Annotated in this window: 12 protein-coding genes and 1 pseudogene; 3 read left to right on the top strand and 10 right to left on the bottom strand. The window is 66.9% G+C overall.

Translation table 11 applies throughout. The features are described from left to right. Positions 1-16: 16 nt before the first annotated feature. From QXH22_RS01440 to tkt, 8 genes are all read right to left on the bottom strand, one after another. Positions 17-802 carry a PIG-L deacetylase family protein gene (locus QXH22_RS01440; protein WP_306240998.1) on the bottom strand — a complete coding sequence of 262 codons (786 nt, stop codon included), beginning with the start codon at positions 800-802 and terminating at the stop codon, positions 17-19. A 116-nt stretch (positions 803-918) separates the two neighbouring features. Continuing rightward, complete coding sequence (locus tag QXH22_RS01435) at positions 919-2,202, bottom strand: cytochrome P450 (protein ID WP_306240997.1); 1,284 nt, start codon at positions 2,200-2,202, stop codon at positions 919-921. Positions 2,203-2,206: 4 nt separating this feature from the next. After that, a complete protein-coding gene (locus QXH22_RS01430; RefSeq protein ID WP_306240995.1) occupies positions 2,207-2,599 on the bottom strand; it encodes an ATPase in 393 nt (130 codons plus the stop codon). 59 nt (positions 2,600-2,658) lie between these two features. Then, the gene (gene pgl / locus QXH22_RS01425) at positions 2,659-3,396 is read right to left on the bottom strand and encodes a 6-phosphogluconolactonase (protein WP_306240993.1); all 738 of its coding nucleotides are present in this window, start codon (positions 3,394-3,396) and stop codon (positions 2,659-2,661) included. Then, positions 3,393-4,304 (bottom strand): glucose-6-phosphate dehydrogenase assembly protein OpcA, encoded by a 912-nt coding sequence (gene opcA, locus QXH22_RS01420; protein ID WP_306240992.1) that lies wholly within the window; start codon positions 4,302-4,304, stop codon positions 3,393-3,395. Before opcA ends, pgl begins: the two co-directional genes overlap by 4 nt. An 80-nt stretch (positions 4,305-4,384) precedes the next feature. After that, the gene (gene zwf, locus QXH22_RS01415) at positions 4,385-5,929 is read right to left on the bottom strand and encodes a glucose-6-phosphate dehydrogenase (protein WP_306274783.1); all 1,545 of its coding nucleotides are present in this window, start codon (positions 5,927-5,929) and stop codon (positions 4,385-4,387) included. Then, positions 5,926-7,044 carry a transaldolase gene (tal, locus tag QXH22_RS01410; protein ID WP_306274782.1) on the bottom strand — a complete coding sequence of 373 codons (1,119 nt, stop codon included), beginning with the start codon at positions 7,042-7,044 and terminating at the stop codon, positions 5,926-5,928. Before tal ends, zwf begins: the two co-directional genes overlap by 4 nt. Before the next feature lie 14 nt (positions 7,045-7,058). Then, the gene (tkt, locus tag QXH22_RS01405; RefSeq protein ID WP_306274781.1) at positions 7,059-9,152 is read right to left on the bottom strand and encodes a transketolase; all 2,094 of its coding nucleotides are present in this window, start codon (positions 9,150-9,152) and stop codon (positions 7,059-7,061) included. A 268-nt stretch (positions 9,153-9,420) separates the two neighbouring features. Between tkt and QXH22_RS01400 the strand changes: the two genes are divergently transcribed. Then, positions 9,421-10,356: a heme o synthase gene (locus QXH22_RS01400; protein ID WP_306274780.1), complete on the top strand. Its 936-nt coding sequence runs from the start codon at positions 9,421-9,423 to the stop codon at positions 10,354-10,356. Positions 10,357-10,809: 453 nt separating this feature from the next. Continuing rightward, positions 10,810-12,351, top strand: coding sequence for a PPE family protein (locus QXH22_RS01395; RefSeq protein WP_306274779.1), 1,542 nt, complete (start codon positions 10,810-10,812; stop codon positions 12,349-12,351). On the opposite strand, the pseudogene QXH22_RS01390 reads toward QXH22_RS01395, so the two are convergent. Then, positions 12,351-12,458: pseudogene (locus QXH22_RS01390) on the bottom strand (quinone oxidoreductase); the annotation flags it as partial. The gene QXH22_RS01395 and the pseudogene QXH22_RS01390 overlap by 1 nt on opposite strands. A gap of 844 nt (positions 12,459-13,302) precedes the next feature. Between QXH22_RS01390 and QXH22_RS01385 the strand changes: the two are divergent. Next, entirely contained in the window at positions 13,303-13,770 is a 468-nt protein-coding gene (locus QXH22_RS01385; RefSeq protein WP_306240985.1) for a hypothetical protein, read from the top strand. An 839-nt stretch (positions 13,771-14,609) separates the two neighbouring features. Here the strand turns inward: QXH22_RS01385 and QXH22_RS01380 are convergent. Then, positions 14,610-25,568, bottom strand: coding sequence for a non-ribosomal peptide synthetase (locus tag QXH22_RS01380; protein WP_306274778.1), 10,959 nt, complete (start codon positions 25,566-25,568; stop codon positions 14,610-14,612). Positions 25,569-25,667 lie beyond the last annotated feature (99 nt).

Below are 25,667 nucleotides of genomic sequence, written 5' to 3'. Positions count from 1 at the left end.
ACCACGATGTGCGCGCTCAGGGGTTGGTGCCCGCAAAGATGTTGTCGCGCAGCGGCCCGTGCGTGGCCGCGGGATCGACAAACCATTCGTGCCGGAAAACCGCGCCCAGCAACGGCGGTGGCAGTCGTAGCAGCGACTGGTAAACACGTGCACCTAGACCGGTACCGAGTTGGGACCGATGGGCGGCCACCGCGTCCCGCTTCTGCCGGGCGAACCTCCGGACGTCGACCCGGTGTGTGATGGTGGCACCGGGCGCATAGGCATCGTCGAGCACGTCGGGGTCATACGGCGGGGGCAGCCGCAGCCGACTGCAGAGGTCGTTGAACCGGCGCAGTACTTCGCGCGGCATGGTCGCCTCGAGAACCCTTGGGGTGCGGGCCAGTTCAGCGGCCCGCTTGCCGACATGATGCACCTGTATATGGTCGCGGTGGCCGTATCCGCCGTTGGCCTGATAGCCCAGCAAGAGGTCGGCGTCCTCGGTGCGAAGTATCTCCGCCAGCCGTTGTGCGGCCTCTTCGACATCGGCTCTGGCGAATCGCACCCGGCCCGGTGGGTCCGGGTAGAAATCGGGACCGTACCCGCTGTCGGCGTAGCCTAGGCACTCCGTGCGCTGCACACCGAGAATGGCTGTGCTCGAATGCAATTCGTTCAGCCGGGTAGGGTCGGGCTCGCTGTCGATGCGGCCGTCGGTGGCGGTGACGACGATTACCCGATGACCGGCAGCAACCGCCTTGGCCAGGGTGCCGCCGGTGAGGATGACCTCATCGTCAGGATGGGCGTGGAAGGCGACGACGGTGGGCATCGAAGCTCCGGATCAGGACATCGGGCGGCGCCGCAGGCGGCACGGCGGTGCGGTGGCGAATTCCGGCATGACGCGATCTTATCGGGGTGTTGGCTACGCGGATCGGCGTGCTTGGGTCATCGAACGGCGACGTACTCGATCGGGCAGGGGCCGTCGGCCCGTGCTACGCCGCCGATCTGAGCCGGGACCGGCCGTGGATGCGCGGTCCAGCCTGCTGTCAGCTCGTACTCGCGCAGCAGATGCGTCACCGCAGCCGTCATCGCGGACAGTGAAAATGGTTGCGCCGGGCAGGAATGCCGTCCGTGGCCGAATGCCGTCACCAGCATCGGAGACGGCAGGTCAGGGGGGTCGGTGAGCCGGTGACGGGTCCATCTCTCCGGATCCCACACGGCCAGCCCGGGCGCCGCGGAGGTGTTGAGCAGCGGCAACAGCGTGGCGATGGTCCAGCCCGGCGGCACCCGGTAGGTGATGGCGCCGGTGTCCAGGTCGACCGGGGCGAGCACCGTTCGGCTCATGATCGAACGCTGTGCCAACCGCGTGGACTCCAGCGCACAGCGTTGCGCAAAGTCGTTGTCGCCGTGGCGAAGTCGGGGATGGTGCGCGGGGTGTTCGATCAGGTCGACCAGCGCCCAGCCGAGTGCGGCGGCGAGGTTGGACATGGACGCGACGTGTATGAGCGCGACGTCGTGTGCGATGCCGAGCACCTGGTCGGGCTCACCCGTCCAAGCGCTGACGATCCTGCCGAACAGATCCTGGCCCTCGTGGTCGCCGGCCTGGTAACGCCGCACCGCCTCGGCCACCGTTGCGGTGACATCGGCCAGCGCCCCCCGTTCGGCGCGCTTGTCCGAGGCCGCCACGGCCGCCATCCGGTCTGGATGGACGAACGCATCGGAGCCGTCCAAGGTGTCGAAGGCATGGACCAGGCGCTCGAAGGCCGCACCATCGGAGCATCCGGGGCCCGCCCAGGAGGCGAGGCCCATTCGGTGGCCGAGCCGGCGGGTGAGGTCGAAAACGTCGACGGAACCGGCCGAACCCAGTTCGGCGGTCGTCTGCCGCAGCGCGATGTCCAGATTTGCGAGATAGCCGGCGACGTCGTCGCGGCGAAAAAGGTTGGTGGGCAAGGTGCGGCGGCCGACGAAGATCTCATCAGGTAGCTTGCGGCGCAACATCAGGAAATCGGCGACGCCCTTGCTGGCCTTCTCCTCCGGCAGCGCGTAGAACGACTCGACGCCGGTGGGGGAGAAGGTGAACAGGTAGCGGTCGCCGCCGCTCTCGACCGCGAATGTGTCGCCGTACCGGTCGCGGGCAGCAGCGATGGTGGCGACCGCATCTGTGACGGCCACATCCCAGGGCAGGCCGGTACCTTCCGCAAGCGGCGGGGTGGGAACCGGTCGGGTCACGGAGTCAGCGCACACTCCGATTGCGGAGCCTGTCCAGTACCCCGCGCATCACGTGCTCGGTGGCGTTGATCGGCATCATCATCGTCTCGCCCCAGCTCACGATGTTGTCCATCCGTTCCAGGATGGCCTCCACCGGCTGCAGCACGGTGAGCAGACGCTTGGCGAGATCGTCGAGGCTGGACAGGGTTCCATCCAGGTGGTCCAGGCCGTTCTCCAGCCGCGAGACGGTCTGGTTCAGCGCCGATAGCGACTTGTTCAGTTCCACCAGGGAGGTGCCGAGTCCGTCGAGGACGTCTTCGACCTGCTCGACCGTCTTGTCGGCATTCAATGCCGCCTGGGTGAGGGTCTTCATTCTTTGCCGAGCCGGAGTCGGGCGGCCGCCGCTTCTGTCTGCCATGCGGTCATTAATACCAGCTTGACACCGGCGGATATAGACCCGTCAGAACACCCGCAATGTCAACGAGCGAGTTTGCCCGCCGCAGCCTCGTCCAGCAGCCAGCGGGTGATCTCGCGACCAATGGCCCCGGCGGCCGGTAGCGACACCGGGTCGGCGCCGCCGACGGCCGCCGCCACCGCGTCGGCCTTGCCTTCACCCGAGACCAACAGCCACACCTCGCGGGAACGCTGAATTGCGGGCAAGGTCAAGGTGATTCGTTGTGGTGGCGGCTTGGGGGAGTCGTCCACCGAGACCACCATGCGGCTGGTTTCCCGCACTGCGGTGGTGTCCGGGAACAGCGAATTGATGTGGCCTTCGGGTCCCATACCGAGGAGGTGAACGTCGAAGTGCGGTGCCAGTTCGCCGGGTGCGGCGTTGGCCGCCAGCAGTTGCTCGTACGCCAGAGCCGCAGCCTCGAGATCGGAGCCGAACTCGCCGTCGCTGGCCGCCATCGGGTGCACCTGGCTGGCCGGAATGTCGATGTGATCGAGCAACGCCTCGCGGGTCTGCCTTTCGTTGCGCTCCTCGTCGTCCTCGGGAACGTAGCGCTCGTCCCCCCAGAACAGGTGCACGCCGGACCAGTCGACCGGATGCGAAGCGAGTTCGCGCAGCAGCGCTACGCCGTTGCCGCCGCCGGTCAACACGATCAGCGCCCGGCCCCGCGCCGTCATCGCCTGGGCGATCGTGTCGACCAGGCGCCGCGCCGCGGCCTGCGCCAGACGTTCGCTGTCGGGGAATACTTCGATCTCGGAGCTCATTGGTATTGCACCTTCTTGATGCCCTCCAGGGCCGCGTGGTAGATCTCGTCGGCATCCAGCCGACGCAGGTCTTCGGCGAGGCACTCGCCAGTCACCCTGCGCGCCAACGGAACCAGCGCGTCGGGCTTGGCCGTGCGGCTCAGTGTTGCTGTGGTTCCGTCCTGCGGCCGGCTGAGTACGATGGTCTCGCTCTTGCGCACCAGTTCCACCGTGAGCTCACCGACCTCCCGGTGAACCGGGCCGTCGATCCGGCTGGCCAGCCAGCCCGCCAGAATATCAAGTGCGGGTTCTGTTTCCAGGCCGCTGATCCGGGCCGACTCGATCGGTTCGTGTGGTGGCAGGTCGATCGCCGAGGTCAACAACGCGCGCCAGTACGTGATGCGGCTCCAGGCCAGGTCGGTGTCGCCGGCGCTGTAACCGGGCAACCGGCTCTTGATCGCGGCCAACGGGTCGACCGCGTTGGTGGCGTCGGTGATGCGGCGAATAGCCAACTTGCCCAACGGATCCTGGGCGGGCACCGCCGGAGCGTTGTCCGGCCACCAGGCCACCACCGGGATGTCGGGCAGCAGGAAGGGGATGACGACGCTGGCGGCGTGCCCGGAGAGCGGCCCGGAAAGTCGCAGCACCACCACCTCACCGGCGCCCGCGTCACCGCCTACGCGGATCTGCGCGTCCAGGCGGGGCTCGTCGGCGTAGGCGTTGCCCCGCATCGTCACGATGATGCGGCTCGGATGCTCGTGACTGGCGTCGTTGGCGGCCTGGATCGAATCCTCCACCACGGCTTCGCTGTCCGGCGCGATGATCAGCGTCAAGACCCGGCCCATGGTGACCACGCCGGCCATTTCGCGCATCTCGTCGAGCTTCTTGTTGACCGCCGTGGTGGTGGTGTCAGGCAGTTCGACGATCATGTGCGCCGCTCCTCAGCATCACTCGTTCTGCATCGTCGCCGGCGCGAATCATGTGCGCCGCTCCTCGTTCTCAGCGCGACTCATGGCCGCCGCCATTCCCGGCCGGTGCGGCGCAGCATCTCGAACGCCGAATCGGGCCCCCAGGTGCCCGCTTCGTACGGATCGGGTTTACCGTGCGACGCCCAGTTGTCCAAAGCGGGATCGAGTATCTCCCAGGCCAATTCGACTTCTTCGTTCACCGGGAACAGCGACGGCTCACCGAGCAGCACGTCGAGGATCAGCCGCTCGTATGCTTCCGGTGACTCCTCGGCGAACGCCGAGCCGTAGGAGAAGTCCATGTTGACGTCGCGGACTTCCATCGCGGTGCCGGGCACTTTGGAACCGAAGCGCAATGTGATTCCCTCGTCGGGCTGCACCCGAATGACCATGGCGTTGGTGCCGAGCTCATCGGTCATGGTGGCGTCGAACGGCAGGTGCGGTGCCCGTTTGAAAACCAGCGCGATCTCAGTGACTCTGCGCCCCAACCTCTTTCCGGTCCGCAGGTAGAACGGCACCCCGGCCCAGCGCCGGGTGTCCACCTCGAGGGTGATGGCGGCGAACGTCTCGGTCACGGAGTCCTTGGCGAACCCCTCTTCGTCGAGCAGTCCGACCACCTTCTCGCCGCCCTGCCAACCGGCGGTGTACTGGCCGCGGCTGGTGGTCTGGTCGAGCGGCTGCGCCAGCTGTGTCGCCGAGAGCACCTTGATCTTCTCCGTCTGCAACGCTTTCGGAGTGAAGCTGACCGGCTCCTCCATCGCGGTGAGCGCCAGCAGTTGCATCAAGTGGTTCTGGATGACATCGCGGGCGGCGCCGATGCCGTCGTAGTAGCCGGCCCGCCCACCGAGGCCGATGTCTTCGGCCATGGTGATCTGCACGTGGTCGACGTAGTGGGAGTTCCAGATCGGATCGAACAACTGGTTGGCGAAGCGCAGAGCCAGGATGTTCTGCACCGTCTCCTTGCCGAGGTAGTGGTCAATGCGGAAGACCGACTCCTCCGGGAAGACGGAGTTGACGGTTTTGTTGAGATCCTGCGCGCTCTTCAAGTCGTGGCCGAAGGGCTTTTCGATAACCACTCGGCTCCACCGATTACCTTGCGGCCGAGCCAAACCCGATTTCTCCAGCTGTTCGCAGACCACCGGGAAGGACTTGGGCGGAATCGCCAGATAGAACGCGTGGTTCCCGCCCGTGCCGCGTTCGGCATCGAGCTTCTCCAGCGTTTCGGCGAGCCGGCTGAACGCATCGTCGTCGTCGAAAGCACCTGGTACGAAACGGAACCCCTCGGCCAGCCGGTCCCAGTTCTCCTGCCGGAACGGGGTTCGGCAGTGTTCCTTGACGGCGTCATGCACCACCTGGCCGAAGTCCTCGGTGTCCCAGTCGCGGCGCGCGAATCCCACCAGCGAGAAGGTGGGGGGCAGCAGCCCCCGGTTGGCCAGGTCGTAGATCGCCGGCATCACCTTCTTGCGCGCCAGGTCCCCGGTGACGCCGAAAATCACCATGCCGCAAGGGCCGGCGATCCTGGGCAGCCGCTTATCCCGCTTGTCGCGCAGGGGGTTCTGCCACTGCGCCTCGGGTGCGGCTGGGCTCATTTGTCGGCGGAGTCGAGCTGCGCCTGAGTCTCCTCGAGCAGTTCGCCCCAGGAAGCCTCGAACTTCTCCACCCCTTCGTTCTCCAGCACCAGGAACACGTCGGTCAGATCGATGCCGATCGCGTCCAGCTTGTCGAACACTTTCTGGGCTTCGGACGCGGTCCCGGTGATCGTGTCGCCGTGGATCGTACCGTGATCGGCGACGGCGTCAATCGTCTTCTCCGGCATGGTGTTCACCGTGTTCGGGGCCACCAACTCGGTGACGTACAGCGTGTCGGAGTAATCGGGGTTCTTGACGCCGGTCGACGCCCACAACGGCCGCTGCACCCGGGCTCCGTCCGCCTGCAGCCCCTTGAATCGCTCGCCGCCCTCGAAGATCTCCTGATAGGCCGCGTAAGCCAGTCGGGCGTTGGCGACGGCGGCCTGGCCGAGCAGGGCGCGGGCCTCGTCGGAGTCGATCTTCTCCAGGCGCTTGTCGATCTCGGTGTCCACCCGCGAGACGAAAAACGAAGCCACCGAATGGATCTTGGACAGGTCGTGGCCGGCTTGCTTGGCCTTCTCCAGCCCGTCCAGATAGGCGCCCATCACCGCGCGGTAACGCTCGACGGAGAAGATCAGCGTGACGTTGACCGAAATGCCTTCCGCCAGGGTCGAAGCGATGGCAGGAATGCCCTCCTCGGTGGCCGGGATCTTGATCAGCAGATTCGGCCGGTCGACGATCTTCCACAACTCGACCGCCTGCTGGGTGGTCTTGTCGGTGTCGTGGGCCAGGCGCGGGTCGACCTCGATCGACACCCGGCCGTCGACCCCGTCGGAGGACTCCCACTGCGGCCTCAGCACATCACAGGCGTTGCGGACGTCGTCGGTGGTGACGGTGCGGATGGTGGCGTCGACGTCGGCGCCCCGCTCGGCCAATTCGGCGATCTGGTCGTCATAGGTATCGCTGTCGGCCAGCGCCTTCTGGAAGATCGACGGGTTGGTGGTCACCCCGACGACGGACTTGGTGTCGATCAGTTCCTGCAGGTTGCCCGATTTGATCCGGTCCCGGGACAAGTCGTCGAGCCAGACGGATACGCCCGCAGCGCTGAGCGCGGCAAGGTTGGGGTTCTGGGTCATCTGATCACCTTTTCTCAGTTATCCATTGCTTCTTCCGCGGCGGCAGCAACGGCTTCGGCGGTGAAGCCGTACTCGCGGAACAGCGTCTTGTAATCGGCGGATTCCCCGAAATGCTCGATCGACACGATCTTGCCCGTGTCGCCGACAAGTTTGTGCCATGACTGGGCAACACCGGCTTCGACGGCCACCCGGGCCGACACCGAGGGCGGCAGCACGCTGTCGCGGTAGTCCTGCGGTTGCGACTCGAACCACTCGACACACGGCATCGAGACGACTCGCGCGAGAATGTCGCGCTCTGCCAACAACTTCTGCGCCTCGACGGCGAGCTGGACCTCCGAGCCCGTGCCGATCAGCACCACGTCGGGCTCCTCATCGCCGTCAGTGCCACCGAGGACATAGCCGCCGCGGGCCACGCCGTCCAGATTCGTGCCCTCCAGCACCGGCACGTTCTGACGCGTGAGAATCAGGCCGACCGGTCCGCTGCCGTTGCCGCGGGCCAGGACCGTGCGCCAGGCGTAGGCCGTCTCGTTGGCGTCGGCCGGGCGGACCACCGACAGGTTCGGGATGGCCCGCAGTGCCGAAAGGTGCTCGATCGGCTGGTGGGTCGGGCCGTCCTCGCCGAGGCCGACCGAGTCGTGCGTCCACACGTAGATGGTGTCGATGTCCATCAGCGACGCGAGCCGCACCGCGGGGCGCATGTAGTCGGAGAACTGCAGGAACGTGCCGCCATAGGCCCGGGTGGGGCCGTGCAGCACGATGCCGGACAGGATGGCGCCCATCGCGTGCTCACGCACACCGAAGTGCAGCGTGCGCCCGTACCAGTGCGCCGTGTAGTCCTTGGTCGAAATCGACGGGGGACCGAAGGAATCGGCGCCCTTGATCGTGGTGTTGTTGCTTCCGGCCAGGTCGGCCGAACCGCCCCACAGTTCCGGCAGTTTCGGGCCCACCGCGTTGAGCACCTCGTTGGAGGCTTTGCGGGTGGCGACCTCGTCCGAGCCGGGCTCCCAGTGCGGCAGGTCGGCATCCCAGCCGTCGGGCATCTTCTCGGCCGTCAACCGGTCCAGCAGTGCCTTGCGCTCGGGTTCGCGCTCCGCCCACGCGTCGAGGTCGGTCTGCCACTTCTGGTGCGCTTCGCGGCCCCGGTCCACCAGCTTGCGGGTGTGCGCGATGACCTCGTCGCGAACCTCGAACGTCTTGTCCGGGTCGAACCCGAGAATCTTCTTGGTGGCCGCCACCTCGTCCTCACCGAGCGCGGCGCCGTGCGCCTTGCCGGTGTTCATCAGGTTGGGCGCCGGGAAGCCGATGATGGTACGCAGCGAGATGAACGACGGCCGGCCGGTTTCGGCCTTCGCGTTCGCGATCGCCTCCTCGATTCCGATGACGTTCTCGCCACCCTCAACTTCCTGCACGTGCCAGCCGTACGCGCGGTAGCGCTCGGCGGTGTCTTCACAGAGGGCGATGTTCGTGTCGTCCTCGATGGAGATCTGGTTGCGGTCGTAGAACACGATCAGGTTGCCCAGCTGCTGCACCCCGGCCAGCGAACACGCTTCCGACGTAACGCCTTCCTCGATGTCGCCGTCAGAGGCGATCACGTAGATGTAGTGGTCGAACGGACTCGTGCCGGGTTCGGCGTCCGGGTCGAACAGGCCGCGCTCGTAGCGGGACGCCATCGCCATGCCGACGGCCGAGGCCAACCCCTGGCCCAGCGGGCCGGTAGTGATCTCGACCCCGTCGGTGTGCCGGAATTCCGGGTGCCCGGGAGTCTTGGACTTCCACGTGCGCAGTGCCTCGATGTCGGACAGTTCGAGCCCAAAGCCGCCCAGGTAGAGCTGCAGGTAGAGGGTCAGGCTGCTGTGTCCGGCCGACAGGACGAAGCGGTCACGGCCCAGCCAGTGGACGTCACTCGGGTCGTGGCGCATCGCGCGCTGAAACAGCGTGTACGCCAGTGGAGCCAGGCTCATCGCCGTTCCGGGGTGACCGTTGCCGACTTTCTGGACGGCGTCGGCGGCCAGCACCCGGACCGTGTCGACCGCAGCCGAATCGATCTCGGTCCAGTCGTCGGGGTGGTGCGGGCGGGTGAGCTCGGAGATCTCTTCAAGTGTGGTCATTCAGTCCTCAGTCCTGGGGTCATCAAACTGATCAATCCCACCCTAGTGCGGGATTGCTGGCGCATGCAGGCCCAGATTGCGTGTACCCGCGGAAGCCTGTGTGAAAATATCGTGTCGCGGTTTGGTGGCTGTCATCAGCGCCGCGGAGGCAGACAGGTCGAGAAATTTCGGGCAGATCGACCCTGCGGGGCTGTGGCAGTGCTGGCGCGGTCTACCATCATGCGTAGTAGAAGCTGCGCGCGGCTGCGATTTCCCGAGGAGTTAATGCGTGAGCGTTCGCGGCCGCCCAGAGATTGCGGCGCCCAGCCGGACTTCAGGCCGGATCACCGGCACCGTTCTGGCGTACCTGGCGTTGACCAAACCGCGGGTGATCGAGCTGCTGCTGGTCACCGCGATACCGGCGATGCTGCTCGCGCACCGCGGCTCGGTCAACCCGCTGCTCATCCTCAACACACTGGTCGGCGGCATGATGGCCGCCGGTGGCGCCAACACGCTCAACTGTGTGGCCGATGCGGACATCGACAAAGTGATGAAGCGGACCGCGCGACGGCCGCTGGCCCGGGCTGCGGTGCCGACGCGCCACGCGCTGATCTTCGGCCTGGCATTGAGCGTGGCCTCGTTCTGCTGGCTGTGGTGGACCACGAACCTGCTATCTGGTCTGCTGGCGGTGGCCACGATCGCGTTCTACGTGTTCGTCTACACGCTGCTGCTCAAGCGGCGCACTGCGCAGAACGTGGTGTGGGGCGGCGCTGCCGGCTGTATGCCGGTCATGATTGGGTGGTCGGCCGTCACCGGCACCATCGGCTGGCCGGCGCTGGCGATGTTCGCGATCATCTTCTTCTGGACTCCGCCGCACACCTGGGCCCTGGCCATGCGGTACAAGGAGGACTACAAAGTCGCCGGTGTGCCGATGCTGCCCGCCGTGGCGACCGAGCGTCAGGTCACCAAGCAGATTGTGATCTACACCTGGCTGACGGTGCTGGCGACGTTCGTGCTGGCTCTGGCGGCCGGATGGCTGTACGCGGCGGTGGCGCTGGTGGCCGGCGTGTGGTTCCTCACGATGGCCCACCAGTTGTATGCGGGAGTGCGGGCGGGGGAGTCGGTGAAGCCGCTGCGGCTGTTCCTGCAATCGAATAACTATTTGGCGCTGGTCTTCTGCGCTTTGGCCGTTGACTCGGCGATCGCGCTGCCGACTCTGTTCTGACCCGCCTGCACCTCGGCGCCTATCCGACGCCGACCCGGCGCCGACCAGGCCCCACCCGGGCGCCGACCAGGCCCCACCCGGCGCCGACCAGGCCCCACCCGGCGCCGACTGTGAATTTTACGACGCGACTCGCCGGTGGACGCGTCGTGGTTTTCACTCTCGGCGGGTTGTTCCGTCGATCCAGAACCAGCCCGATTCAAATCCCGTGCGCGTGCGGTCCGGGTCGATGGTCATCACTAAATACGTTTACTAACAACGTATTTCGCGTAACGGCCAGCAGCGTCCGCTGCCTTCCGTCTGGGCGTGCACGATTTGCGATACCGCCCGTCGCGATATCGAATTTTGTGGTACCCCGACAACGAGAGGAGTGTTCGGCATGACGTCTTGCGTCGTTCCCACAGGGCCGTGCATCTCCTGTTCGGTCACTGGGTATCTGTTGACCGCCGGCTGACCATGACCGCCCCCATCTGGATGGCTTCGCCTCCAGAGGTGCATTCGGCATTGCTGAGTAACGGCCCGGGCCCCGGCCCGCTGCTGGCCGCTGCGCAGACATGGAGCGCACTCAGCGCCGAATATGCCTCAGCAGCAGACGAACTCGTCACAATTCTGGCGTCGGTTCAGGCCGGCGCATGGCAGGGTCCGAGTGCGCAGGAGTATGCCGCCGCCCACCTGCCGTACCTGCAGTGGCTGACCGCGACCGCCGCGCAGAGCGCCACGACGGCCCTACAGCACGAGGCGGCGGCCGCGGCGTACACCGCCGCGCTGGCGGCCATGCCCACGCTGCTCGAATTGGCCGCCAACCACGCCATACACGGGGTGCTGGTGGCAACGAACTTCTTCGGCATCAACACCATCCCGATAGCCCTCAACGAAGCCGACTACGTCCGCATGTGGATCCAGGCCGCCGGCATCATGACAGGGTATGAAGCCGTTTCCGCCGCGGCGGTGGCGTCAGTCCCGCCCGGCCAGCCCGCGCCGCCCATTCTCAATTCGCCCGCGGCGGCCTCAAACCCTCTTGAACAGCTCCAGCAGATCCCGCAGCAGGTCTTCCAGCTCGCCCTGCGGCTGATCGGAATCAACTGGGACCCCGCCGCGGGCACCCTCAACGGCATTCCGTATGCCTCGTATACGGTGCCGGGCCAGCCCGGCTACTGGATTTCCCGACTCTTCCTGTTCGCCCAGGACTTCCAGGGACTGCAGAACTGGATCCAGCTGCTGTTGACCAACCCCGTCGCGGCCCTGCAGTCCCTCGGCGGCATCACCCCCGCGCAGATCATCGTCTACCTGGTCGCCCATCCGGTGCTGGCGGCGGCGCTCGCAACGTCCCCGTTGTGGTCGACGCTCGCCACGTTGCCCGCGGTCGCGGCCACGGCCAGTGTGGCGGCGCTGGCCGCGCTGGCCGCGATACCCGCCGCCGCGCCCGTCGTCATGCCGGTACTGGCGCCTGTTGCGGCCGCGGCGTCGGCGGCGCCGGCCGTTGTCGCCCCGGCGCTGGCCGGTTCGGTATCTCCGTCCGTTCCGGCGGGCGCTCCCGCGACGACGGTGAGCACCGTCAGCACGCCGCCGTCCGCGCCGCCGCCCGCACTTGCCGGGCACGCGTTTCTGCCCTATGCCATCGGAGCCGGCCCGGGTCCTGGCCTCGGGCCGGTGCATCGCGGCGCCGCGAGTGCAAGCGCCCGCGCCAAAGCACCGGAACCCGACAGCGCCGCCGCCGCGGCCGCCGCCGCCGCCCGCAGAAAGGCGCGCAAGCGACGTCAGCAGGGGGAGCCGCAGCGCGCCTATGCCGACGAATTCGCCGACATAACAGACGATTCGGATCCGCAGGCAGTGGAATCCGATCAGGGCGCCGGGTCGCTGGGCTTCACCGGCACGGCCCGCAAGGGCGGTGTGCGGGCGGCTGGTCTGATCACCCTGGCCGGCGACTCGTTCGGCGGCGGGCCGACATTGCCGATGATCCCGACGACGTGGGACACCGAGGGGCCCGAGGAGGCGTAGGGCAGCAACACGATCGAGCCGGTGGTCTTGCGGCCATCCAAGTCGGTGTGCGCACGCGCGGCTTCGGCCGGGGGATAAGTCCCGCCGAACTCGACCCGGAGGGTCCCGCAGCGGCGGCCGTGATCGCACGCTTCGTGTGCCGGCCGCCAATAGTGCTGAGCGCCGTTGCTACTGCAGCAGCAGATCGGACGGAGATTCGCAGCGCACGGTGACGCCGACCCTATTGTGGAGTTGAGTCGAGTGGTGATGACGGGTCGCGCATGACTGGGGCAAGCCGAATAGTGTTGATGCAAAGGGTATCTCCGCACCGCGGAAGTGTGTCGCGCTTTGCCGAGCTGGTGACCGGACCGGATAGGCGTAGTGAGTTCGTCCGGTTCTGGTCTGGTTCACGATGCCTGCTTGACAAGCGACTGCAGCTCCGTTTACTGCTCAATCCCGAAAAATGTCATCGGCGGGTGTGAGCATCAGCACAACTGTGACTTTCGCATGTGAACATCGGCACAGTCGCGCTATTCAACTTGTGTCACAGTAGTTTTGAGTGCACATTTGGTTCATGTTCTCGCTACTACGGGCCAACGAACGTGTTGCATACTCATGGACCTCACCACGGGTAGTGCCTTGAGCGGAGTCGTTCGGAAAGAGTTGCACGAGAACGGGATACCGTATCGGCAGTGGTCACGATCGGCGTAGGTCGATCATTCCACCTCGGTAGCGTGCGGCGATATGTAGCAGTCTTTCCCATGTCGACGTCGGGATTTGCTCTTACATAGCAGCTTTGACGCGGGTGCCCGTAACGCGGGACCCATGGCTTAATGCCCGTCGGCCGGACGTGTGTCAGAAGCTGACCGCGTTCCGGGGCTTGCGGTCGAGTGACGGCTCTCTGTTGCGATCGTGCTGCCTGGAACGTCATCCAGAACATGAATTCAACGAGACGTACGGAAAGAGAAATAGATGACAAGTGCGAGGATGCGACTGACGTCAGATCAGATTGTAGAATTTTGCCGCCAGTTGGATGAGCTTGAGCTGAGGGTGGCCGGTGACCTGGCGAATCGCGATCTTGCTGGCGTCCAGGACATTTTGGATTCTCAACAAGTGCTGGAAATGGACGACCGCGGTCCCCTGATGGACGGGATTTTCCCGGCTTGTTGGCGGGCCGAGTCCACGATGCTGGCAGCGTTGGACATACTAGGCAACACGGAGGATTCTCCGTGCCGAGTAAACCCGGTATACGCGTTCCTGCTCATGGTGCTTTTCAAATACAGTCTTGCCCTGCGCAACTTGGAGAGTCAGCGTACTGGTTCCGCTCAGATCAGGCTCGCGGACAAGCGTGGCGCACTGGGCCGGGTTTGGGTGCAGAGTAAAAGCGATCTGATTGCAAGGCATTTCGTGGTCGGAAGCAGAGTTTCTGCTGACCGCTAGGCGGGAAGCGCCGCGGCCCAGAAGTGCGGGTCTGCCTCACCAACCGGTGACGTCTTAGCCGAGCTTTTTTCGGGTCCCAGATGCGGTGATCACGTGACAGCCCGCGCGAAGGCTGACCGTCATGCCATGTCCCCTATCCGACCGGGACCGCAATCGCGTTCGTGAACCGCCAAGTCGCAGAAGGCATGTGTCCGGTGGTTTCACGGTGTGGTGGCGACGCGTCTCGGGGTTCTGGGGGTTGCATTGGCGCGCAACCGGTCGTTGAGCGCGTAATCACCGACATCGGGTCGACGCCAAGGACCAGCCCAGCGGCGTGGTTCCTCCGCTTTCTCAATGATCCATCGATGTGGGCATGCCGGAAAGAACGTATTAGGCTGTCTATCAATCTAATTCGCGCTTGTCGCGGCGTTTACGGTTTGTGCCGTCCCGGCGTTCGCTGCTACGCATCGGTCGAGCTGAACGTCGGGCACGTTGGCGCCGGTGGCAGTTTCAACAGCCGATGCTGACCGCGACTGGCTCTTCGCGCTTCGCGCCGATCGACTGGCCTTCGGCTATCTCGATGGTGCTGTCAAGCCGCGCGAGCACCCGGTCGCGCTAATGCGGTTTAGATTCAATTCGCGCGGAGCAGGCCCGCAGCCCTTCAGTGTGTTGGCCGGTTGGGGCGATGACAGCCTGGTTGTGAACAGTGCCTTGGGAACGCTTGGGGCAGTAGTCGCGATCAGGCCCGGTGCGCGTCATGGTGGTCTGTGACATGTGTCGTAGCCGGCGACCGCATCGGCAGAGGCGTCCAGTCAGCGTGTGGGTCTGAGATGAGTGGGGTCCTCATGCGGAATGTGTCGTCATGTTGGTGGGGCTTGCTCGGTGGTCGTGCGAAGGAAGGCTTTGAGGTGGTGGGCGTAGGTGATGACGATGTCGGGGTTGAGGAGTTGGTGGTGTGTGCAGTTGATGGAGTGGGCGGTGGTGGGGCCGGTGAGGTGGGGTTGCCAGGATCGGAGGAGGTGGGCGGCTTTGGTGCGGGTGGATTCGTAGGTGGTGTGGGTGGGGGGTGGGGTGTGTTCGGCGGCGATGAGCAGGGTGGGGCCGTCGTAGACGGCGGGTTGGTGGTTTCGGTAGAGGGCGATGTTTCGATGGTGGTTGGTTGTGAGGTCGGTGATGAGTTGGTCGTCGGGGACGACGTTGTCGGGTAAGCGCAGGGGGGGCAGGTTGTCGTCCTGGTTGACGGTCGGTAGGGCGGGGAGGGAGTCGAGCAGGATGAGGCGGGTGTTGGTGTGGCCTTGGTGGCGGAGTTCGATGGCGATGTGGTGGGCAAGAACGCCGCCGTAGGACCAGCCGATGAGGTGGTAGGGGCCGTGGGGGTGGGCGGTGTGGATGCGTTGGGCGTAGTTTTTCGCCATTTCTTGGAGGGTCTGCGGTGGGGTTTCGTGGGGTTCGAGCGGTTGGTGGATGGCGATCAGGGGGGTGGTCAGGTGGTGGCCGAGGGTTTGGTAGGGCCAGCTGATGCCGCTGGTGGCGTGAATGCAGAACAGCGGGGTGCCGCTGCCGGTGCGCAGGGTCTGGACCGGCGGTATGTCGGTGGTTTGGGAGCGTCCTTCGACGCGCCGGGCGAGGGCGGTGAGGGTAGGGGCATCGAAGAGGTCTGTGACGCGGAGGTCGGTGTTGAGGGTGGTGTTGGCGGCGGCGATCAGGCGCATCGCGGACAGGGAGTCCCCACCGAGGTCGAAGAACGAGTCGGTGGCTGAGATTTGCTCTGCGCCGAGGATGTGGGCGTAGAGAGTGGAGAGCATCTCTTCAATTGGGCCGGCCGGGGCCACATAAGCCTGTGCGGTGGTGCTGTAGTCGGGGGCTGGTAGAGCGCGGCGGTCCAGTTTCCCGTTGACGGTCAACGGCAAGACGTCCAGGGTTACGAACGCGGTCGGCACCATGTAGCCGGGTAGGACCTCGCTCAGCTGGTTGCGGAGCCGGGAGGTGTCGATGCCGGCGCCGGTGGTGGTGGTGAGGTAGGCGACCAGCCGCGGCTCACCGGGGGTGTCTTGGCGGGCGATGACCGCGGCGTGTTCGATCCCGTCTAATCCGGTCAGGGCGGTGGCGATCTCGCCGCATTCGATGCGGTAGCCGCGGATTTTGACTTGTTCATCCGCGCGGCCGAGGTACTGCAATTGTCCGTCGGGGCCCCAGGAGACGAGGTCCCCGGTGCGGTACATCCGCGACCCGGGCGGCCCGTAGGGGCAGGCCACAAACCGGGCCGCGCTCAAGGCTGCGCGGCGCCAGTAGCCGGTCGCGACTCCGCTGCCGGCGACATACAACTCCCCGGTCACTCCGGGTGGGACAGGGCGCAGGCAGTGGTCGAGGACGAAGAGGGCGGCTCCGGGGACGGGGGTGCCGATGGGGACGATGGGGGTGTCGGGTGTGAGTGGGGGTGCGGCGGTGGTGTGCATGGTGGTTTCGGTGGGGCCGTAGGTGTTGAGCAGTGTGCGGCCCGGTGCCCATTGGGCGGCGACGGTGGGAGGACAGGGTTCACCGGAGGTGATGACGGTGATGCCGTCGAGTCCCTCGGCGCTGAGGTGTTGCAGGGCGGTGGGGGTGTGGCTCAGGACGCTGACTTGCTCCTGAATCAGGAGGGCGTGCAGGTCGTGGGGGGAGCTGACGATGTGTTCGGGGATGACGACGAGCCGGCTGCCGCCGAGGAGGGCGCCGAAGATTTGCCACATGGTGTAGTCGAAGGCGTAGGAGTGGCATTGGGTCCAGGTTTGCGGGCCGGCCAGGGATCGGTAGATGTGGGGCTGGCGGTGCAGTGAGGTGAGCAGGGTAGTGATGTTGTGGTGGGTGGTGGCGACGCCTTTGGGGGTGCCGGTGGTGCCGGAGGTGTAGATCAGGTACGCCAGGTCGCGGGGGTCGGGTCCGGGCAGCGGGGTCGTGGTGGTGGGCGAGTCGTCCAGGGTCAGGCTGTCCAGGGTGAGGACCGGCACGGTGGTGGGGGGGAGGTGGCTGGTGAGGGTGGTGGTGGTCAGGACGGCCAGCGGGGTGGTGTCGGTGAGCATGAACCCCACTCGGGCGCTGGGGTGCTGGGGGTCGATGGGGAGGTAGGCGGCGCCGGTTTTGAGCACGGCGAGGATGGCCAGGATGGCGGTGTCGCTGCGGGGCAGCAGCAGGGCGATGACGGCCCCTGGTGCGGCGCCGTAGCTGGTGTGCAGGTGGTGGGCCAACTGGGTGCTGGCCGTGTCGAGTTGGTGGTAGGTCCAAGTCCGGTCCTGGAACGTTAACGCCGGCGCGTCGGGGTGGGCTGCGACCTGGTGGGCGAAGACCTGCGGAATCGAGACGGGGGCGGGTGGTGGGGTGTGCAGGGTCCGGTGGTTGCCCCAGGTGTCCAGTTGGGTGTGCTCAACCGGGGTGAGAAGGTCGAGTTGGTGCAGGGGAATGTCGGGGGTGGTGGTGAAGACTTCCAGGGTGTGGCGCCAGTGGGTGAGCAGGTTTTCGATGGTGGCGGGGTCGTAGACGTCGGTGCGGTACTCGACAGTCCCGGTGAGGATAGGGGCCCCGTGTGCGTCGACGGTTTCGCTGAGCGATAGGACGAGGTCCATGCGGGCGGTGCCGGTCGAGACCGGGTGGGCGGTGATCTGCGCATCGCCCAGCCGCAGGGTGTCTGAGGTTCCTGGGTGGGTCCAGGGCAGGTTTTGGTAGGCGAGCATGACTTGGATCAGGGGGTGGTGGGTGCGCGAGCGGGTGGGGTGCAGGCGCTCCACCAGGAGTTCGAAGGGGACGTGTTGGTGTTCGAACGCCTCCACGCTGCGGGTGCGGATGCGGGCCAGCAGCGCGGTGGGGGTGGCGTGGTGGTCGATGGGGGTGCGCAGGACGAGGGTGTTGACGAAGAACCCGATCAGGTCATCCAACGCGGGGTGGGTGCGTCCGGCGGTGGGGACCCCGATCGCGACATCGTCGGTGCCGGCCAGCGCAGAGAGGACCACGGCCAGCGCGGCGTGCACCACCATGAACGGGGAGACCTGCTGGGTGCGGGCCAGCGCGTGGATCTCACGGGTGAGCTCGGCGGGCCAGCCGAAGTCCAGGGTGGCGCCGCGGTAGTCCGCGACCGGCGGGTAGGGGCGGTCGGTGGGCAGTTCTAACCGGTCGGGCAGGCCGGCCAGGGTGTGTTCCCAGTAGGCCAGTTCGGTGGCCAGGCGGCTGTCGGGGTCGGTGGGGTCGCCGAGCACCTTTTGGTGCCACAGGGTGTAGTCGGTGTACTGCACCGCCAGGGGTGTCCAGGTGGGGGCGGCGCCGGTCAGGCGGGCGGTGTAGGCGGTCCGCAGATCCCGCGCTAGGGGTCCGAGTGACCAGCCGTCGGCGGCGATGTGATGGACCAGCAGCACCAGCACGTGCCGGTTCTGGCCAGTGTGGAGCAGGGTGGCGCGGATCGGGATCTCTGAACTGAGGTCAAAGCCGTAGCTCACAGCCTCGGCGACGGCGGTCTTGAGCTGTTCGGGGGTGAAGGTGCGGGCATCGACGGTCTGCCAGGGCACGTCGAGGTTCTCGGGGTTGCAGATGTGCTGGTAGCCGATGCCGTCGATCGTGTCGAAGCGGGTGCGCAGGGTTTCGTGGCGGCCGATCACATCGCTCAGCGCCGTCCGAAGAGCGTCACCGTTCAGTGGGCCGTCGAGGTGGAGGACGGCGGGGATGTTGTAGACCGCCGAAGGTCCCTGCAGGTGGTGCAGGAACCACAAGCGGGACTGGGCGAACGACACCGGGATCCGGGCTGGGCGCTCCCGAGCCTCCAGTGGCAGCTGGGTAGCGGTCTCGGGGATTATTCGCTGGGCCAGTCCGGCCACGGTGGGGGCTTCGAACAAGTCTGCGACCCGCACGTCGGTGTTAAGGGTGGTGGCGGCGGAGGCGATCAGGCGCATCGCCGACAGCGAGTCGCCGCCCAGCTCGAAGAACGAATCACCTGCCCCGACCCGCTCGACCCCGAGGATCTGCGCGAAGATCCCGGCTAGGACTTCTTGCACGGGACCGGCCGGGGCCACAAATGTCTCGGTGAGGCTGGTGTAGTCGGGGGCGGGCAGGGCGCGGCCATCCAGTTTCCCGTTGACGGTCAACGGCAGCGCCTCAAGCACCACGAACGCCGCCGGCACCATATAGCCCGGCAACACCTCACCCAGCTGGGCGCGCAGCCGAGAGGTATCGATCCCAGCCGCACCGTCGGTGGTGGTGAGGTAGGTCACCAGCCGCGGATCACCCGGAGTGTCTTGGCGGGCGATGACCGCGGCCTGCTCGATCCCCTCCAACCCGGTCAGGGCGGCGGCGATCTCCCCACACTCAATTCGATACCCACGGATTTTGACTTGTTCATCAGCCCGCCCGAGGTAGCGTAGTTGCCCGTCAGGGCCCCAAGAGACGAGGTCTCCGGTGCGATACATCCGCGACCCGGCAGGGCCGTAGGGACACGCCACAAACCGGGCCGCCGACAACCCGCCGCGGCGCCAATAGCCGACCCCCACTCCGCTGCCGGCGACATACAACTCACCCACCACCCCCGGCACGACCGGACGCAACCAGCCATCCAGAACGAACAGGCCCGCTCCGGGGACGGGGGCGCCGATCGGGACCACGGGTGTGTCCGGTCTCAGCGGGGTGCTGATGGTGACTGTGATGGTGGTTTCGGTGGGGCCGTAGGAGTTGATCATCGTGCGCTCGTCGGCCCAGCGGTGCACTACCTCCACGGGGCAGGGTTCGGCGCCCACCATGAGCGTATGGACGGTCGCTAAACCACGCTTGGACAGCATTGTGAGCGCGGGCGCGGTGAGATAGACCACCGTGGCTCCTGCTGACTCTAACCACTGACCGAAGTTGTCCAGGGACTCCATCGCGTGGTCGGGGACCACGATCAGGCGGCCTCCGCCAAGGAGAGCGCCGAAGATTTCCCGCACTGAGACGTCGAAGGCGTAAGAGTGACACTGCGACCAACTCTGCGAATCGCTTGCAGATCCGTATAAGTCCATCTGCTGCAGATCGGTAATCAATGCGGTGACGTTGTGGTGGGTGATGGCCACGCCTTTGGGGGTGCCGGTGGTGCCGGAGGTGTAGATCAGGTACGCCAGGTCGTGGGGGTCGGGTCCGGGCAGCGGGGACGTGGTGGTGGTGGGCGAGTCGTTCAGGGTCAGGGTGTCGAGTTCGAGGACTGGGATGGCGGTGTGGGGGAGGTGGGTGGTGAGGGTGGTGGTGGTCAGGACGGCCAGCGGGGTGGTGTCGGTGAGCATGAACGCGACCCGCGCGCTCGGGTGGTGGGGGTCGATGGGTAGGTAGGCGGCGCCGGTCTTCAACACGGCGAGGATGGCCAGGATGGCGGTGTCGCTGCGGGGCAGCAGCAGGGCGATGACGGCCCCTGGTGCGGCGCCGTAGCTGGTGTGCAGGTGGTGGGCCAACTGGGTGCTGGCCGTGTCGAGTTGGTGGTAGGTCCAAGTCCGGTCCTGGAACGTTAACGCCGGCGCGTCGGGGTGGGCTGCGACCTGGTGGGCGAAGACCTGCGGAATCGAGACAGGGGTGGGTGGTGGGGTGTGCAGGGTCCGGTGGTTGCCCCAGGTGTGCAGGTGGGTGTGTTCGAGGGGGGTGAGGAGGTCGAGCTGGTGCAGGGGGGTATCGGGGGTGGTGGTGAAGACGTGCAGGGTGTGTTGCCAGCGGGTGAGCAGGGTGTTGATGGTGGCGGGGTCGTAGACGTCGGTGCGGTATTCGACAGTGCCGGTGAGTGTGGGGGCCCCGTGCTGGTCGACGGTTTCGCTGACAGATAGGACGAGGTCCATGCGGGCGGTGCCGGTCGAGACCGGGTGGGCGGTGACCTGCGCCTCGCCGAGCCTCAGAGCGGTGGTGGTGTCGGGGTGGGTCCAGGGCAGGTTTTGGTAGGCGAGCATGACTTGGATCAGGGGGTGGTGGGTCCGGGAGCGGGCCGGGTTGAGGCGCTCCACCAGGAGTTCGAAGGGGGTGTGTTGGTGTTCGAAGGCCTCCACGCTGCGGGTGCGGATGCGGGTCAGCAGCGCGGTCACCGTGTCGTGGTGGTGGAGGGGGGTGCGCAGGATCAGGGTGTTGACGAAGAACCCGATCAGGTCATCGAGGCCGGGGTGGGTGCGTCCGGCGGTGGGGACTCCGATCGCGACATCGTCGGTGCCGGCCAACGCGGACAGGACCACGGCCAGGGCGGCATGCAGCACCATGAACGGGGAGACCTGCTGGGCGCGGGCCAGGGTGTGGATCTGACTGGTGAGGTCGGCGGGCCAGCCGAAGTCCAGGGTGGCGCCGCGGTAGTCCGCGACCGGCGGGTAGGGGCGATCGGTAGGCAAGGCCAGGCGTTCGGGCAGGCCGGCCAGGGTGTGTTCCCAGTAGCCCAGCTCGGCGCACAGGCGGCTATGCGGGTCGGCGGGATCGCCCAGCACCTTTTGGTGCCACAGGGTGTAGTCGGCGTACTGCACCGCCAGGGGTGTCCAGGTGGGGGCGGCGCCGGCTAGGCGGGCGGTGTAGGCGGTCTGCAGATCCCGCGCTAGGGGGCCCATCGACCAGCCGTCGGCGGCGATGTGGTGGACCAGCAGCACCAGCACATGGCGGTGGAGGCCGGTGTGCAGCAGGGTGGCGCGGATCGGGATCTGCGAGCTGAGGTCGAAGCAGTAGCCCACAGCATCGCCGAGGGCAGCCTCGAGCTGTTCGGGGGTGAAGGTGCGGGCATCAATGAGCTGCCAGGGCACCTTGAGCTCGTCGGGGTTGCAGATGTGCTGATATCCGATGCCGTCGATGGTGTCGAAGCGGGTGCGCAGCGCTTCGTGGCGGCCGATCACATCCCCCAGGGCCGTCCGAAGAGCGTCACTGTTCAGCGGGCCGTCGAGGTGGAGGACGGCGGGGATGTTGTAGACCGCCGAGGGGCCCTGCAATTGGTGGAGGAACCAGAGCCGGGACTGGGCAAACGACACCGGAATCCGCGCTGGACGTGGCCCAGCCGCGAGCGGCAGGTGTTGGATGGTCTCGGGGGTCAGGCGTTGGGCCAGCCCAGCCACCGTGGGGGCCTCGAACAAGTCGGACACCCGCACCTCGGCGTTCAAAGTGGTGGCGGCCACCGCGATCAGGCGCATCGCCGACAGCGAGTCGCCCCCCAACTCGAAAAAGGAATCGGTAGCCCCGACCCGCTCGACTCCGAGTATCTGGGCGAAGATGCCGGCCAGGACTTCTTGCACGGGGCCGGCCGGGGCCATAAAAGTCTGCGTGGTGGGGGTGTAGTCGGGGGCGGGCAGGGCGCGGCGGTCCAGTTTCCCGTTGACCGTCAACGGCAAAACGTCCAGGGTCACGAACGCCGCCGGGATCATGTAGCCGGGTAGGACCTCACCCAGTTGGGTGCGGAGCCGGGAGGTGTCGATTCCGGCCTGGTCGGTGGTGGTGAGGTAGGCCACCAGCCGCGGCTCGCCCGCGCCGTCCTGGCGGGCGATGACCGCGGCCTGCTCGATCCCCTCCAATCCGGTCAGGGCGGCCGCGATCTCCCCGCACTCAATCCGGTACCCATGGATCTTGACCTGTTCATCAGCCCGGCCGAGGTACCGCAACTGCCCGTCGGGGCCCCAGGAGACGAGGTCTCCGGTGCGATACATCCGCGACCCCGCGGGCCCAAACGGGCACGCCACAAACCTCGACGCCGACAACCCACCCCGACGCCAATAGCCGACCCCCACCCCGCTACCGGCCACATACAACTCCCCGGCCACCCCCGGCACGACCGGACGTAGCCAGCCGTCCAGAACGAACAGGCCCGCTCCGGGGACGGGGCCACCGATCGGGACCACGGATGTGCCGGGGGTCAGGGGGGCGCTGAGGGTGGCGTAAATGGTGGCTTCGGTGGGGCCGTAGGCATTGCGCATCACCCGACCCGGGGCCCACTGCGCGGACAGCTCGGGGGGGCAGGCTTCTCCGGCGACGATGACGGTGGCGGCGGCCACGGTGGACGGTGAGAGCATCGCTAGCGCTGAGGGGGTTTGGTTGAGGATGCTGACTTGCTCCCGGGCCAGGAGTTGGTGCAGGTCGGTGGGGCAGTGCACGACGTGGTCGGGGACCACCACCAGCCGGCCCCCGCTCAACAGCGCGCCGAAGATTTCCCAGACCGAGACGTCGAAGGCATAGGAGTGCCATTGCGACCACACCCCGTGCTCGGGCAGGTGCGGGTGTGCTGCGTCCAGGAGGGAGGTGAGGTTGTGGTGGGTGAGGGCGACGCCTTTGGGGGTGCCGGTGGTGCCGGAGGTGTAGATCAGATACGCCAGGTCCTGCGGCCTGGGCCCGGGGAGCGGGGTCGTGGTGGGTGAGTCGTCCAGGGTCAGGGTGTCGAGGGTGAGCACCGGGACGGTGGTGTGGGGGAGGTGGCGGCTGAGTTCGCTGGTGGTCAGGATCGTGACCGGGGTGGTGTCGGTGAGCATGAACGCGACCCGGGCGCTCGGGTGGTGGGGGTCGATGGGCAGGTAGGCGGCGCCGGTCTTCAACACGGCCAGGATCGCGGTGATGGCGGTGTCGCTGCGGGGTAGGAGCAGGGCGATGACGGTCCCTGGGCGGGCGCCGTGGCTGGTGTGCAGGTGGTGTGCCAACTGGGTGCTGGCGGTATCGAGTTGCTGGTAGGTCCAGGTCCGGTCGTCGAAGGTCAGCGCCGGCGCGTGGGGGTGGGTTGTGACCTGTGCGGCGAAGACTTGGGGGATCGACATCGGAGGTGCCGGTGGTGGGGTGTGCAGGGTCCGGTGGTTGCCCCAGGTGCCTAGTTGGGTGTGCTCAACCGGGGTGAGCAGGTCCAGGTGGTGCAGGGGAATGTCGGGGTCGGTGGTGAAGGTGTGCAGGGTGTGGCGCCAGCGGGTGATCAGGGTTTCGATGGTGGCGGGGTCGTAGACGTCGGTGCGGTATTCGACGGTGCCGGTGAGGGTGGGGGCCCCGTGCTGGTCGAGGTGTTCGGTGAGGGAGAGGACGAGGTCCATGCGGGCGGTGCCGGTCGAGACCGGGTGGGCGGTGACCTGCGCCTCGCCGAGCCTCAGAGCGGTGGTGGTGTCGGGGTGGGTCCAGGGCAGGTTTTGGTAGGCGAGCATGACTTGGATCAGGGGGTGGTGGGTGCGCGAGCGGGTGGGGTGCAGGCGCTCCACCAGGAGTTCGAAGGGGGTGTGTTGGTGTTCGAAGGCCTCCACGCTGCGGGTGCGGATGCGGGTCAGCAGCGCGGTGGGGGTGGCGTGGTGGTGGAGGGGGGTGCGCAGGATCAGGGTGTTGACGAAGAACCCGATCAGGTCATCCAACGCGGGGTGGGTGCGTCCGGCGGTGGGGACTCCGATCGCGACATCGTCGGTGCCGGCCAGAGTGGACAGGACCACGGCCAGGGCGGCGTGGATGACCATGAACGGGGAGACCTGCTGGGTGCGGGCCAGGGTGTGGATCTCACTGGTGAGCTCGGCGGGCCAGCCGAAGTCCAGGGTGGCGCCGCGGTAGTCGGCCACCGCGGGGTAGGGGCGGTCGGTGGGTAAGGGGAGGCGGTCGGGTAGGCCGGCCAGGGTGTGTTCCCAGTAGGCCAGCTCGGTGCCCAGACGGCTATGCGGGTCGGCCGGGTCGCCCAGCACCTGGTGGTGCCACAGGGTGTAGTCGGCGTACTGCACCGCCAGGGGTGTCCAGGTGGGGGCGGCGCCGGTCAGGCGGGCGGTGTAGGCGGTCTGCAGATCCCGCGCTAGGGGGCCCATCGACCAGCCGTCGGCGGCGATGTGGTGGACCAGCAGCACCAGCACGTGCCGGTGGGGGCCGGTCTGCAGCAGGGTGGCGCGGATCGGGATCTCCGCACTGAGGTCAAAGCCGTAGCCCGCACACGCGGTGAGGGTGGCTTCGAGTTGTTCGGGGGTGCAGGTGCGGGCATCAATCATGTGCCAGGGCACCTCGAGCCCCTCAGCATCGAGAATGTGTTGATACCCGACCCCGTCGATCGCGACAAAACGGGTGCGCAGGGCCTCATGGCGGCCGATCACATCGCCCAGGGCCGTCCGAAGAGCGTCGCCGGTCAGGGGCCCGTCCAGGTCCAGGACCGCCGGTATGTTGTAGACCGCCGAGGGGCCCTGCAACTGCTCGAGGAACCACAGCCGGGACTGGGCAAACGACACGGGGACCCGGGCTGGGCGCTCCTGGGCCACCAGTGGCAGGTGTTGGGTGGTGTCGGGGGTCAGGCGCTGGGCGAGTCCGGCGACGGTGGGGGCGTCGAACAGGTCGGCGACGCGTAGGTCGGTGTGCAGGGTGGTGGTGGCGGCGGCGATCAGGCGCATCGCCGACAGCGAGTCGCCCCCCAACTCGAAGAAGGAATCGGTAGCCCCGACCCGCTCGATTCCGAGGATCTGGGCGAAGATGCCGGCCAGGACTTCTTGGATGGGGCCGGCCGGAGCCACATAGGTCGCGGTGGTGGGGGTGTAGTCGGGGGCGGGCAGGGCGCGGCGGTCGAGTTTGCCGTTGACGGTCAATGGCAGTTCCTTGAGCTCCACGAACGCGGCCGGCACCATATAGGGCGGCAGCATCTCGCGTGAGTTGGTCTGCGCACTCTGGGCCACATCGATGCCGGCCCTACCGTCGGGGGTGGTGAGGTAGGCGACCAGCCGCGGCTCGCCCGCGCCGTCCTGGCGGGCGATGACGGCGGCTTGTTCGATGCCGTCCAGTGCGGTGAGGGTGGCGGTGATTTCGCCGCATTCGATGCGGTAGCCGCGGATTTTGACTTGTTCATCGGCGCGGCCGAGGTAGTGCAGGTGCCCGTCGGGGCCCCAGGAGACGAGGTCTCCGGTGCGATACATCCGGGAGCCGGGTGGGCCGTCGGGACAGGCGACGAACCTTGAGGCGGAGAGGGCGCTGCGGTCGCCAGTAGCCGATCCCGACGCCGGTGCCGGCGACAT

The sequence above is a fragment of the Mycobacterium sp. TY814 genome, assembly GCF_030755175.1.
GTDB lineage: Bacteria > Actinomycetota > Actinomycetes > Mycobacteriales > Mycobacteriaceae > Mycobacterium.
Note: the sequence above shows the minus strand (reverse complement) of the source record. Positions and strands in the feature narration are given on the sequence as shown.

Excerpts from the sequence above, each read along its gene's own strand:
- QXH22_RS01440 (WP_306240998.1), bottom strand. The coding sequence starts at position 802 with ATGCCCACCGTCGTCGCCTTCCACGCCCATCCTGACGATGAGGTCATC.
- tkt (WP_306274781.1), bottom strand. The coding sequence starts at position 9,152 with ATGACCACACTTGAAGAGATCTCCGAGCTCACCCGCCCGCACCACCCC.
- zwf (WP_306274783.1), bottom strand. The coding sequence starts at position 5,929 with ATGAGCCCAGCCGCACCCGAGGCGCAGTGGCAGAACCCCCTGCGCGAC.
- QXH22_RS01385 (WP_306240985.1), top strand. The coding sequence starts at position 13,303 with ATGACAAGTGCGAGGATGCGACTGACGTCAGATCAGATTGTAGAATTT.
- QXH22_RS01380 (WP_306274778.1), bottom strand. The coding sequence starts at position 25,568 with ATGTATCGCACCGGAGACCTCGTCTCCTGGGGCCCCGACGGGCACCTG.
- tal (WP_306274782.1), bottom strand. The coding sequence starts at position 7,044 with ATGACCCAGAACCCCAACCTTGCCGCGCTCAGCGCTGCGGGCGTATCC.
- opcA (WP_306240992.1), bottom strand. The coding sequence starts at position 4,304 with ATGATCGTCGAACTGCCTGACACCACCACCACGGCGGTCAACAAGAAG.
- pgl (WP_306240993.1), bottom strand. The coding sequence starts at position 3,396 with ATGAGCTCCGAGATCGAAGTATTCCCCGACAGCGAACGTCTGGCGCAG.
- QXH22_RS01395 (WP_306274779.1), top strand. The coding sequence starts at position 10,810 with ATGACCGCCCCCATCTGGATGGCTTCGCCTCCAGAGGTGCATTCGGCA.
- QXH22_RS01430 (WP_306240995.1), bottom strand. The coding sequence starts at position 2,599 with ATGGCAGACAGAAGCGGCGGCCGCCCGACTCCGGCTCGGCAAAGAATG.